The 12,279-nt window shown below is 63.9% G+C and carries 14 protein-coding genes; all 14 read right to left on the reverse strand.

Annotated elements, in window-relative coordinates; all coding sequences use genetic code 11:
- Positions 1 to 13: 13 nt before the first annotated feature.
- A complete protein-coding gene (locus tag FG13_RS07155) occupies positions 14 to 919 on the reverse strand; it encodes an ExeA family protein (protein ID WP_035819665.1) in 906 nt (301 codons plus the stop codon).
- Positions 920 to 2,704, reverse strand: coding sequence for a pilus (MSHA type) biogenesis protein MshL (gene mshL, locus FG13_RS07160; protein ID WP_035827560.1), 1,785 nt, complete (start codon positions 2,702 to 2,704; stop codon positions 920 to 922).
- A 38-nt stretch (positions 2,705 to 2,742) separates the two neighbouring features.
- Entirely contained in the window at positions 2,743 to 3,144 is a 402-nt protein-coding gene (locus FG13_RS07165; protein ID WP_051958709.1) for a hypothetical protein, read from the reverse strand.
- Positions 3,129 to 3,809, reverse strand: coding sequence for a type II secretion system protein GspM (gene gspM / locus FG13_RS07170; protein WP_035819667.1), 681 nt, complete (start codon positions 3,807 to 3,809; stop codon positions 3,129 to 3,131). Before gspM ends, FG13_RS07165 begins: the two co-directional genes overlap by 16 nt.
- Positions 3,809 to 4,486, reverse strand: a complete 678-nt coding sequence (locus FG13_RS07175; RefSeq protein ID WP_035819669.1) for a hypothetical protein — start codon at positions 4,484 to 4,486, stop codon at positions 3,809 to 3,811. The genes gspM and FG13_RS07175 overlap by 1 nt, the downstream gene beginning before the upstream one ends.
- Complete coding sequence (locus FG13_RS07180; RefSeq protein ID WP_035819671.1) at positions 4,483 to 5,442, reverse strand: agglutinin biogenesis protein MshI; 960 nt, start codon at positions 5,440 to 5,442, stop codon at positions 4,483 to 4,485. Before FG13_RS07180 ends, FG13_RS07175 begins: the two co-directional genes overlap by 4 nt.
- A 131-nt stretch (positions 5,443 to 5,573) precedes the next feature.
- Entirely contained in the window at positions 5,574 to 6,032 is a 459-nt protein-coding gene (locus tag FG13_RS07185) for a hypothetical protein (RefSeq protein WP_035819672.1), read from the reverse strand.
- Positions 6,029 to 6,931, reverse strand: coding sequence for a prepilin-type N-terminal cleavage/methylation domain-containing protein (locus tag FG13_RS07190; protein WP_035819674.1), 903 nt, complete (start codon positions 6,929 to 6,931; stop codon positions 6,029 to 6,031). The genes FG13_RS07185 and FG13_RS07190 overlap by 4 nt, the downstream gene beginning before the upstream one ends.
- A 7-nt stretch (positions 6,932 to 6,938) precedes the next feature.
- The gene (locus FG13_RS07195) at positions 6,939 to 7,496 is read right to left on the reverse strand and encodes a type IV pilus modification PilV family protein (RefSeq protein WP_035819676.1); all 558 of its coding nucleotides are present in this window, start codon (positions 7,494 to 7,496) and stop codon (positions 6,939 to 6,941) included.
- On the reverse strand, positions 7,486 to 8,139 hold the full coding sequence (locus tag FG13_RS07200; RefSeq protein WP_235211682.1) for a pilus assembly FimT family protein: 654 nt from the start codon (positions 8,137 to 8,139) through the stop codon (positions 7,486 to 7,488). Before FG13_RS07200 ends, FG13_RS07195 begins: the two co-directional genes overlap by 11 nt.
- A gap of 46 nt (positions 8,140 to 8,185) precedes the next feature.
- Positions 8,186 to 8,659 (reverse strand): type II secretion system protein, encoded by a 474-nt coding sequence (locus FG13_RS31165; RefSeq protein WP_278316230.1) that lies wholly within the window; start codon positions 8,657 to 8,659, stop codon positions 8,186 to 8,188.
- Between the two features lie 78 nt (positions 8,660 to 8,737).
- Positions 8,738 to 9,244 (reverse strand): type II secretion system protein, encoded by a 507-nt coding sequence (locus FG13_RS07210; protein ID WP_152598705.1) that lies wholly within the window; start codon positions 9,242 to 9,244, stop codon positions 8,738 to 8,740.
- Entirely contained in the window at positions 9,244 to 10,479 is a 1,236-nt protein-coding gene (locus FG13_RS07215) for a type II secretion system F family protein (protein WP_035819686.1), read from the reverse strand. The genes FG13_RS07210 and FG13_RS07215 overlap by 1 nt, the downstream gene beginning before the upstream one ends.
- Position 10,480: 1 nt before the next feature.
- Positions 10,481 to 12,184, reverse strand: coding sequence for a GspE/PulE family protein (locus FG13_RS07220; RefSeq protein ID WP_035819688.1), 1,704 nt, complete (start codon positions 12,182 to 12,184; stop codon positions 10,481 to 10,483).
- Positions 12,185 to 12,279: the final 95 nt, after the last annotated feature.

A 12,279-nucleotide genomic window follows, 5' to 3' on the forward strand; every position in this document is an offset into this window, starting at 1 on the left:
AGGCTCATCTTCGTCATCGGTTCAATAAAGTCCAGCTCGCACCGCAGGCGGCGGCCAGCACGCCGGCACCGGCCAGCCACGGCCACGGCCGTTGCCACAAGCGGCGCGGCTTGCTGGCCAGGGTGTCGCTGGCGGCCAGCGCCACGTGGCGCCCGCTCACCTGCTGCCGCCCTTCGCCATACGCCACCATCAACGCCTTGTGCGCCATGATGTTGATCAGGCGCGGAATGCCGCCGGAAGCCTGGTACAGCTTGCCCACGCCGCCACGGCTGAACAGCCGCGCGCCATCGAAACCGGCCACGCGCAGGCGGTGCGCCACATAAAAATCCACGTCGTCGCGCGATAGCGGTCCCAGGTGGTAGTGAAAGGTGATGCGCTGCGCCAGCTGGCGGATTTCCGGCAGGGCCAGCTTGACGTCCAGTTCAGGCTGGCCGAACAGCACGATTTGCAGCAGCTTGCGCTTTTCCGTTTCCAGGTTCGTCAGCAAACGCAAGGCTTCGAGGCTGTCGATGGGTATCGCCTGCGCCTCGTCCAGGCACAGCAGCACGCGCTTGCCCTGCGCCGCCAGGTTGAGCAGGCGCAAGTTGAGGTACTTGAGCAGTTGATGCTGATCAGCATCTTTCTCCAGCAGTACATCGAGGTCGTCGGCCAGCGCCAGGATCAGCGAACGGGGCGGCAAGTTCGGATTCGGGATATAGGCCGTGACGAAGTCCGGTCCCAACGACTGCATGAACTTGCGGCACAAAAAGGTTTTACCAGTGCCCACTTCGCCAGTGATCTTGATGAAGCCCTCGCCATTGCGCGCCGCCACCAGCAAGGTGTTGAGCGCCTTTTGCGACTGCGGGCCGTTGAAGAAAAAACTGGTATCGGGCGTGAGGCCGAACGGCGCCTCGCGCAAGCCGAAATGGGCCTGGTACATTTAGCGCCGCTCCGACGGACGGCGCGGGTCGAGCGCCTCGATGCGCTTGCCCGAATCGAGCAAGTCCTCGTTCCAGCTATTGGCGCCATCGACGATGGTCGGCTTGATCAGCACCACCAGCTCGCGCTTCTGGATCACCTGCCCCGTGTTGCGGAACAGCGCGCCCAGCACGGGAATATCGCCCGCGCCCGGCACTTGCGAGCGGTCCGCCGTGGTGGCCTGGCGCATCAGGCCGCCGATGGCGACGATGCGGCCATCCTGGCTGCGCACCATGCTGTCCATTTCGGACGTGCTGGACGCGGCCAGCGGCAGTTTCAGCGAACCGGCGCTGCCCAGGTCGATTTCCTTGCTGATGGTCGACACCTGGCTGACGGACGGGTGCACGTGCAGGATGATGTTGCCGTCCGCATCGATCTGCGGCGTCACGTCCAGCACCACGCCGGAAAAGAACGGCTGCAAGGTCACGTTGGGGCTGGTCGTCGCGCCGCTGGCCGTCGTATTCGTCGTGGTCGACACGCCCGTCACGTAAAACTCGTCCGTGCCGATCTTCAGCACGGCCTTCTGGTTGTTCATGGTGGCGATGCGCGGGCTCGACAGCACGTGCACGGAGCCTTGCGATTCCAGGAAGGAAATCATGGCCGCGAAATTGGCCGTCTGGAAAGCCAGGCCGAACATGGAACCGGCCGCGTTTGCCGCCGAACTGAGGCCAAAGCCGCTGCTGGCCGTCAAGCCATTACCATTCGTCATGTTGGGCGGCTGGCCGCCGTTGAACGGCAGCGGCGCCAGGCTGCCGCCCGGCTGGATGAAGCCCGTCGAGATGCGGTTCGTGTGGCCGCTCTTGATCGAGGCGAACGAGGCCCAGTTGATGCCCGTCTGCGTGTTGTTGTTGAGTTCGACTTCGAGGATTTTCGCTTCCAGGATCACCTGGCGGTCGACGGACAGCTGCGTGGCCTTCAAATACATGTCGACATTACGCAACTCGTCCGGCATGGCGCGGATGACGATCACGCCCGACTGCGGGCTGAGCACCACTTGCCGGCCGCCTTCGGTGCTGCCGACGATGGCTTCCAGCGCCGCTTTCAATTCCGGCCAGAAATCCGCCGTGGACGAGGTGGTCAGGTTGCTGCTGTCCAAGGTGCGGCCGCCCTGGCCGCTATTCGTTTGCTGGTTCTGCTCGTTATTCTGGTTATTGCCCTGATTGTTACTGCCGCTATTGCCCGAACCGCCCGAGTTGGTCGAGCCGACCGAACCGACCGACGTCGACGACACGCGCAGGTTGGAACTGCCGCGGCGCGCGCCCGTCAGGTAATTGACGTGGAACAAACGCGTCTGCATGGTCAGGGGCTTGATGTAGATCTGCGTGCCCTCGACCTTGTAGTCGTAGCCGTACAGTTCGCGCACGGCGTCGAGCGCCTGGAACAGGGTCACGTCCTTCAGGTTGGCGGAAATCGTGCCGCCGATGTCGGGATGAACCAGCATGTTGTAGCGCGTGCCAGCCACGATGGAAGTGAAGAACTGGCGCGCCGGCACATTATTGAAAGCCACGTTGAAGCGCTCGTCGAGCGCGGCGCGGGCCTTCGGCAATTGCTGGGCCAGGGCCGCCACGGGCGGCAGCAGCGCCGCTTCCACGGCGTCCGGCTGGGCCGCTGGCGCCGTGGTGGCCGCCGCGCCCTTGACGGCATCGGTGATCGCATTATAGGTGTCGCGCTTGACGGGCGCGACATTGCAGCCGCCCAGGCCCAGGCTGACGCTGATGACAGCCGCCATCGTACTGATCTTGAACATGCTCGCCTTGTGTTGATTGAGTTGCTTGGCCACTTCTTCTACTCCTGCTTGCTGCCGGTCTTGCTATCGGTCTTGCGATCGGCCTTGTTATCGGTCTTGCTGCTCGGGTACAGCTTGAAGGTTTCCAGTGATTTGCCACGCCGCAACAATACGGCCGTGTCGCGGATTTCCGTCACCACGGCGCCGCCCACCTTGCTGCCGACGCTGACCGTCTGGCCATCGATGACGGCCAGGCGGCGTCCGCCCGGCTGGGTGGAGATGAGCACCGACTGCAGCTGCGGCCGGGCCGCGACGGCGGGCGCGGTACTGGCGGGCGCCCACAGGGCTGCCGGCGGGCGCGTCGGATCATCGAGCGCTTGCGCCTGCGCGCCCGGCCATGCCAGGCTCAGCATCAGCAAAGGCGCCAGCAGCGCGGGACCAAAGGTCAGAGTGCGATCCATGTGTCGTCCATGCTGAGGGTGTGTAAGGTCAGGGTCAGGGTGGCGCTCGGGTAAGTAGCGGCATCAAGGTGGGCTGCGCCCCAGAACACGCGCGTCGGCATCGCTTGCAGCGCCTGCATGTATTGCACCATGTCGGCATAACTGCCTTGCAGCACCACTTCCACGCCATGCTGATGCAGCAGGGGCGCCGGCGCCGCCTTGGCCGCCGCATCGGCGTTCGCGGCATCGGTCTGGCGCGCACCCACGGCGCTGGCGGGCAAGGTTTTCAGCGACACCACGCGCAGTCCGGCGTGCTGGCGCAGCAAGTGTTCCAGCAAGGTCACCATGCGCTCGGGCGCCACCAGGCCGTGCTGCTTCTGGCGCAGCGCCTGCGCCAGCGATGCCGTTTCCGCCTGCAGTGCCACCAGGCGCGCGCGCGCTTCCTGATCGGGATCGGTGGCGTGGGCCAGCATGGTCAGCTCGATTTCCTTGTCGGTGGCCGTCAACAGGCTTTGTTTTTGCGCAATGCTCGCCTCCAGCGCGGCGCGTTTCGCCAGCAGGGGATTAAAGCTCATGAAATAAAATACGAACAGCACGGCGGCCGCACCGGCGCCGAACACCATCAGCCGCTCGCGCAGGCTGAGGGCGTCGAAGGCCGTGGCCCATTTTTTCAGCAAGGGCAGCATCAGCGTGTTCCTCCGGCAACAGGTTTGGGCGGCGCGGCTGGCCCGGCGGCGCGGTCGGCCGACTGCAGGCTGAACGCGACATAAGGCAGGCTGGGCGCCTTGCCCTCGGCCACGGCCGGGGGCTGGGGCTGGGGCTGGCCGATGTCGAGGCTGGCGAAACTCTTGCCTTTCAATACTTCCTGCTGGCCCAGGCGCGTGATGTAGGCAGGCAGCAGCGACGCGTGCAAGGCGCGGCCCTGCAAGCCGAAGTCATTGCCGGCGCCGGTGATGTCCACGCCCGTCAGCCATACGCCCTCGACCCTGGCCTGCGCCAGCGCGCGGAAATAGCCGGCATAGCCGAGGGTATTGCCCAGCTTGCCGCTTGCCAGCACGCCAGACGCGTCCTGCAGCAACTGGCGCTGCGACTCGACGGCCGCCAGTTCCTGCGCCAGGGCCGGATCTTTCTTGCGTGGCGGAAAATCGCGCAAGATCTGGTCACGCTTCGCCTCGCCTTGCGCCAGCGCTGCCTTGACGCCCGCTTCGCGCTGCTCCAGGCTGGCCATTGCCTGCTGGGCCAGCACGCCCACGGCCAGCAAGACCAGCGCCAGGCCGCCCAGGCCCAGGCCGGCCGTGCGCGCCGACATATGGTGTTTTTTCAGTTCAAACTGGGGGTTGAACAGATTGATCTGCTGGCTCATGCGCCCTTCCCTTCGTGCTTGCCCGGGTGCTGGCCAACCTCGCGCAAGGCGGCGCCGATGGCCAGGAAGTAGCGCGCCTGCATGGCGGGGTCGCGCAGCTCGGCGGCCTGCGACAGGTCCAGCACCGTGGCCAGGTCCAGTTGTTCGACCGGCATGTAGAGATTGTCGGCCAGATACGCGTGCAAGCCATCGCTGGCACCCGTCATCAGCATCAGACGGGCCAGCGAAATGAAATGGAACTGGCGGTCGAAGTGGTCGAACGAGCGCTGCAGTTCCAGGGTGACGCGGTCGTAATACTGGCTGGCGTCGGGCGACTGCAACTGCGTCAGGGTCACGTCGATGCGGCGCGCCTGGTACAGCTCGCCATTGAAGCTCATGGTCAGCAAGCCGCCGTCGCCATCGAAAAACAGCACGGCGATGCCGCGTCCCGGCGTTTCCAGCAAGGTGGCGATATTGCGTTGCGCCATCTCGGGGATATCGATCACGGACAGGCCGATCTTGCATTCGGCGTACAGCGCCTGGCGGCGCGACACGGCGCTGTTGCGCGCCGCCACGGCAAACACGCTGCTGCCCCGCTGGGTGCCGTTCGGATCGCCGGGAATGTCGAACACGTCAATGGTGGCCTCGGCCAGGGGGAAGTCCAGCATGTCCTTCAGGCGCCAGCCCACGGCCGTCTTCAGTTCCTCGCGCGGCACGGCCGGCGCTTCCAGCGACAGCAACTGGTATTCGCCGCCGGCCAGCACGCTGGTGCAGTGGCGCGCAGTCGCCTGCAGCTCCTTGCCCAGTTTTTCCAGCACCTCGGCCGGCGCCGGCCGTGCAGCCGCCTGGTAGCTGGCGCCCCGCACGCGCGGCATGCCGTCGGCGGGACGTTCGACAACGACAGCGCTGACGCCTTCGCGGCCAAACGCCGTGGCCAGCCATCCATCGTACTTCTTTGCTCTTGCGAATAAACCCATGCGAACTATCCAGTGTAAGTGCCTGCCCGATCTTGTCGCGCAGATAATGCATCCAGCCAATTTTAATTCATGAAGCCAACTTTATTGTGTAAAAACAATAAATTAGCGATCTTTTTTTCATGCAGTTGACCTTACTGCGACAGCACGGCTTGCAAACGGCGCTGGACGTAATCGGCGTTATTGCCCGCGTTCGGACAGCGCGGCTCGACCGAGGCCGGCTGATTGCACGCCGTGGCCGTGATGGTCCAACTGGTCAAGGTAGCGGGCGCCGTGGCCGCGCTGCATTGCACGGTGACGCTGAACGCCGATAGTGTCGTGCCCGCCGGCAAGCTGAACGTGGTACCGCCGATGCATGCCGCGCCGGTGGTCAGGCCCGCACTGATCTGTTTCTGCAAGCCCCACTCGAGGCCGGCGCGGGCAGCCTGCTCGGCGCGCACGCCCTGCACGTCCATGGCCGATTCCGTCTGCTGGAAGGTGGAAATATTCACCATCACGGCCGCCAGTGCGGCCAGCACCACCAGCAGGAAAATGGCCGTGACAAGGCTGAAACCGCGCATGCGGCGTGCACGGTAGCGCAACAAGCGCGTCATGGCGTATTCCTCGCCTGCACCTGTTGCACCAGGCGCAGCACGCCCGTATTGCTGTTCGCCGCACCCAGGCTCAGGTCGATATTCACCAGACCCCGCTGCACGTTGGCCAAAATGCCATAGCTGAAACGGCAAGCCGTCACCTGGCGCGCCAGCTGGGCCCCCTTCGCCGCCAACAATGGCGCGCTGCCAGCCACAACCGGCTGGATGGCCTGGATGGCATAGCCGGCGTAACGGGTCAGCGTGCCGGTTCCCAGATCGCACGCATAGGTGACGGGCGTCGACACCACCTGGAAGCGGTTCGATGGCGACGGCAGCGGCGCCGGCGCCGTCGTGAAAGGATAGCTGCCGAGCGTGACGACACTGCCGGACACGCCCGTCACGGCCGCGCGGTTGCAGCCATTCGCCGCGCTGCAGGCATAGGCATTGTTCGGCGCGTACTCCGTGCCCAGGTTGTAGACGACGATCTGGTCGCCCACGTTGATCGCCTGGCGCGCGCCCAGCGCATTGGCGGGCATGGCGCCGACGACGGTGAAGGTCAACGGAAGGCTGGGGTCGGGAGCGGTATCAAAGCTCAGCACATTGCCCGGCGCGGCCGCGTCGCTGTCGCTCAGGTAGCGCCCGCCCGTCTTGGTCAGCAGCAATTCCAGGAACAGGCCGTCGTTCGACACGCGCACGCTGTTGGGCAGTGCCAGGCGCACGTCGCGCGTCAGGCGCCGCGCCGCCGTATCGGCCGTGTCGGCCAGTACCGCGCGCGCCGCGACATCCATATAGCCTTGCACGGGCACGCGGATGAAGACGGCGACCATGGCGCCGATGATGCCCGTGATGACGATCACGATGACCAGCTCGACAAGGGTAAAGCCGCGCGCAAGGCGCCTGGCGTTGAGGAAATTTCTCATGGGATACTCATGGGATACTGTTCGGCGCGTAGCGCACGCGATAGCCGTCAAGCACGATCTGCTGGTCGGCATACGGTACCGTCACCTGGATACGCAGGCCTTCCGTGGCGGGCAAGCCGTTCAGGGCTGCCTGGGTGATCACCACAGAGGCAACGTATGCCTTGGCGGAGCCTGCAGCCCAGACGGCGCCCTGCGCATCCGTCTTGTACTCCGTGGCCGCGCCATACGCGCTCACGTAATCGTTGACGTTGTCGAAAGGCCGCCCCGCGCCGTTCGCTTCTTCCCCCGGCCCTTCCGGGACGGTGCAGCCGGCCGGGCTGGTCGCCGTTTGCGCGGCCGGGTCTTGCGGGTCGCAATAGGTAAACCGCGCCAGCTGGATTTCTTCCAGCATGCCTTCGGCAATCGCCAGCGCCTGCTTGCGCAGCTGCGGATCGGCGCTGTGCTTTGTCGTCAGGCTCATTACGCCGAGGATGGCGGCCGAGGCCAGGCCGACGATGACGATAAACAGCACCAGTTCGATCAGGGTCACGCCGCGCTCGCGCCGGCGATGCTGGCTAATGGACATAGCCCGTCTCCCCTTCAACCGTGACGGTGCGCGTCAGGCCGTTGCTCTGGATGCTGATTTGCAGCGGGCCCGGGAAAGTCGATGCGTCAGGAAACACATTGGTCAGCGCATATGGCTGGCCCAGCGCGTCGAAATAAAAACTTGCCAACTTGACGGGATCAGTGGACATGGTCACGCCGGAAGGACGGCCTTCGCACAGCCAATTGCTACCCAGGCAATGCTGCAGCGTTTCCTTGCTGCCGCTGTTGCTGCCCGTGGGCGGCACCACCTTCTGCTCATCGCTGCAGCCGGTGTCGAAGCACAGGGCCACCTTGTTGGCGTCGATGAGGACAAACACGGCACGGTTTTGCGCCACCGCCAGCTTTTGCCCGTAGCGCACGATATTCGTCACCTGGTCGGCAAAACCGCGCGCGTCAAACGTGTCGCGCTGGAAAAACCGGTTGACGGCAAAAGTCGCCAGCAAACCCGCCAGCACCAGCACGGCCACCAGTTCGATCAGGGTGAAGCCGCGCGCAGCCGTACGCGGCAGGGGGCGTGGCGGCCCTGCGTGGCGATGCGAAAAGACTGTCGGTGGCTGCTGCAATGGATGGCCCGTAAAAAAGCCCAACGGGCTGGCGCCTGGGGTTGGGCTGGTGGTGCGCAAGGAAGGCCAAGGACGTTACCTGGCCCTCCTTGCAGATCAGTGCAACTTATTTACAATCTGCAGGGTCCAAAGCTACCGCCACTACCGGGGCGACAGTCGCCGTTGGGGCAGGGTACGTAACTTTGCATTTCGTGCGAGTTGCGTCAGGGGTCACGGAGAAACCTCCCGTGCTGCCAATCTCGTAGTCAGGAGCTGTGATACCCGCAGCCAGACCAATCCCGGCGGCGTCCGCCGTAGGGTAGCCACCTACGCCGGTAATCGCCTGGCCTTCCATCTTCACCGAGTTGCCATCGGCGGGCGAACCGCTCACCAGCCACTGCGCATGGTACAGCGCCGCGCCCGCCTTGAGGGCGCCAGCGGCCGCCTGCATCTTGGCCACGCGCGCATCGGTCGACATGTCGATAAATTTAGGAATCGCCGTGGCGGCCAGGATGCCGAGGATCACGATGACGACGATCAGTTCGATCAGGGTGAAACCTGCCTGGGCGCCGCTTTTCATACTACGTAAAGACTTGTTCATTCTTGCTTTCTCCAAAATCAAATAAAAAATTCAAAACCAACGCCATGAAACTGTCGCCGCACCGGACCAGAAAGCGCCTCAGTTTGCTACCGGGTCCGGCGATTTCCACACCACGATATCGGGTTCCTGGGCGAGCTTGTCAAGATCGGCGTCCGCACGTGGCAAGATTACCTTAAATTTCACTGACTCAACCCCTTTAGCGGGAAAAATATTGCCATTACTAAACAAATAGATGATTTTTTGCTCTTTCTTATCGTACAACCAGTTCCCGGCTTGCAATTTTTCAAGGTCGGGCTGCGCGAACTCGCCCAGGTAGTTGGCCGGCTTGTCAGCCAGCCAGTCGAACGGGTTTTGCCGTGCCAGCGCCGGCAACTGGTCGCGCCGGTCGGCCAGGTACAAGTGCAGCACCTGCACCCGCAAGCTGGTGCGCAGGACGCCGAGCATCTGCGCCACGGCCACCTGCTGCGCCTGCTGCTGGTAATAGCTGACCCGGTTCAAGAAAACGGCCATCAGGATGGCGAACACGCCCGCCACCACCGCCAGCTCGAACAGGGTGAAACCGCGCTGGCGCAACGTTTTTGCCATCAGTGCAGGGCCGCCCGGCCCAGGTCCCAGATCGGCAGGAAGATGCCCAGCGCCAGCACCAGCACCATGGCGCCGAGGAAGACGATCAAAATCGGCTCGATCTGCGCCGACAGGGTTTTCAGCTCGTAATCGACTTCGCGCTCGTACATGTCGGCGATCTCGTCCATCAGGTCGTCCAGCGAACCGGACTCCTCGCCCACGGCGATCATCTGCAGCACCACGGGCGTAAACACGTTGGCCGCGACCGAGGTGCGCAAGATGCTTTCGCCCCGCTCGACGCCGTCGCGCATCTGTTCCACACGTGCGCTCAAATACGTGTTGTCGACCGTTTGCGACACCACCGTCAGCGCCTGCACGATGGGCACGCCGCTCGTGCTCGACAGGGCAAAGCTGCGCGCGAAGCGGGCCATCGTGCCTTTCAGGATGATCTTGCCGGCGATCGGCAGGCGCAGCTTGGCGCGGTCCCATTTGTACAAGCCCTCTTTCGTGCGCAGCCAGGCGCGCCAGCCGAAAAAGCCGCCCGCGCCCAGCAGCAGAAGAAGCGGCCAGTACGCCACCGTAAAGCGCGAGGTGCCGATCAGGATGCGCGTCATCAGGGGCAGTTCCGCGTGGAAGCTGGCGAACACCTTCTCGAACTGGGGAATGACGAAGATATTCACCACCACCATGGCGGCCAGCATGGCGAAGACGACGAAGGTCGGGTAGCGCGTCGCCGTTTTCACGCGCGCGCGCATGTCGCGGTCGAATTCCAGGTGGTTGAACAGGCGCAAAAACACTTCATCGAGGCGCCCCGTCATTTCGCCCACGCGCACCATCGACAAATAAAACGGCGTGAAGATGGTCGGGTGGCGCGCCATGGCGGCCGACAGTTCGCGGCCCGCGTCGAGCGACTCGCGCACATCCTTGATGATGCGCCCGAACGCGGGGCTGATGGCGGACTCCTGCAAGCCGGCCAGGCCGCGCATGATGGGCACGCCCGCCTTGAGCAGGGTGTACAGCTGGCGGCTGAACAACTGCACGTCCATGGGCGTGACTTTTTTCTCGGTCAGCCTGGCCCACCAGCCCAGCTGGCTGGCGCCGGCCTTCGTCACCGTCTGTTTGGTGGCGCTGATGTCGACGGGCGTGCTGCCGCCCGCCATCAACTGGTCGGCCACGGCGCCGCTGTCGGCCCCTTCCATCACGCCGGTCAGCAGTTCACCGCTGGCGCTGCGCGCCTTGTAAGAGAAAAACGGCACCTCAATCCTCGCTCTGGTTGCTGATACGCATCGCTTCCATCACCGTCGTGCGGCCTTGCACCACCAGCTGCACGGCGTGGCGGCGCAGGGTCTCGCCCGCCATCTGCGCCGTCGCCACCTTCATGAAGTGGGAAGGGTCCGCATGGTTGGCGGCGTCGGCCACGGCGCGCGTGATTTCCAGCAATTCGTACACGCCCGTGCGGCCCCGGTAACCCATGCCGTTGCAATGCGAACAGCCCTTGCCGTGGAAATACTGGTTGCGCTCGACCAGCTCGCCCAGTTCCAGGCGCAGCCATTCGTATTCATTCGGCGTGGGCTGGTACGGCGTGCTGCAGCTTTCGCAGATCACGCGCACCAGGCGCTGCGCCAGCACGGCTTGCAGCGAACTGCCCACCATGTAGCGGGGCACGCCCATGTCCATCAGGCGCAGCGGCGTGCTGATGGCGTCGTTGGTATGCAGGGTCGACAGCACCAAGTGACCCGTCATGGCGGCGCGCAGGCCGATCTGCGCCGTTTCCTGGTCGCGCATCTCGCCGACCAGCACGATATCGGGATCTTGCCGCAAGGCCGAACGCAACACGCGGGCAAAGTTCAGTTCGATCTTCTCGTTCACTTGCACCTGGTTAATGCCGGGCAAGCGGTATTCGACCGGGTCTTCCACCGTGATGAGCTTTTTTTCCACGGAGTTGAGCTCGGACAAGGCGCAGTACAAGGTCGTCGTCTTGCCGCTGCCGGTCGGCCCCGTCACCAGCACCAGGCCGTTCGGACGGCTGACGATGGCGCGGAACTGCGCCACCAGCTTGGGCGGCATGCCGATGGCGTCCAGGCGCAAGGTCGTGCCGCCCTGGTTCAGCAAGCGCATCACCACTGATTCGCCGTACTGCGTTGGCATGGTGGAAATACGCACGTCGATGCGCTGGTTTTTCACGCGGATGGCGAAGCGGCCATCCTGCGGCAAGCGCTTCTCGGAAATATCGAGGTCCGACATCAGTTTTAGCCGCAGCGCCAGCGAACTGGCGATCTTGCTGTCCGCTTCCGTCTGCAGGTGCAGCACGCCGTCGATGCGGAAGCGGATCTGCAGCCGGCCTTCCTGCGGCTCGATGTGGATGTCCGAGGCGCGCACCTGCGTGGCATCCTCGAACACGGATTGCAGCAGCTTGACGATGGGCGCCTCTTCCAGGCCCGGATTGGCGGCCAGCGCGCCAAAGTCGACGGACACGTCGCCCAGGTCCTGCTCCAGCTCGCGCGTCAGCGTGGAAATGTCTTCCGTGCGGCGGTAGATGCGGTCGATGGCGGCCAGCACTTCCGTTTCATTGACAACGGCCAGCTCGATATGGCGCTTGACCAGGCGCGAAATTTCATCGTAAGCGAACAGGTCCGTCGGATCGGACATTCCGACCAGCAAGCCCTCGCGGCGGTCTTCCAGCACCAGCGCGCGGAAGCGCCGTGCCTGGGTTTCCGGCAGCAGCCGCACCAGTTCGGGATTGATGTTGAAAAACTTCAGATTGATGTAGGGAATGTCGAGCTGGCGCGCCAGCGCGCCCGAAATCTGCTCTTCCGTGACGAAGCCGTGCTCGACAAAAACGCGGCCCAGCTTGCGCCCCGAACGCTTCTGTTCCGTCAAGGCCTGGCCCAATTGTTCTTCCGTCAGCAGTTTCTGCTGCACCAAAATTTCACCGAGCCGGACTTTCTCTGGCCTTGCCATGCTTGCTCCTCGACAGATTCTTCAGACGATGCGCGCCAGCGGCGCGCGCAGGTATTTTATTCCAGAACCTGTTGTTTCTTAAAGAAAATACATTG

It is taken from the genome of Janthinobacterium sp. RA13, assembly GCF_000745325.1.
In the GTDB taxonomy this organism is placed as follows: domain Bacteria; phylum Pseudomonadota; class Gammaproteobacteria; order Burkholderiales; family Burkholderiaceae_D; genus Janthinobacterium; species Janthinobacterium rivuli.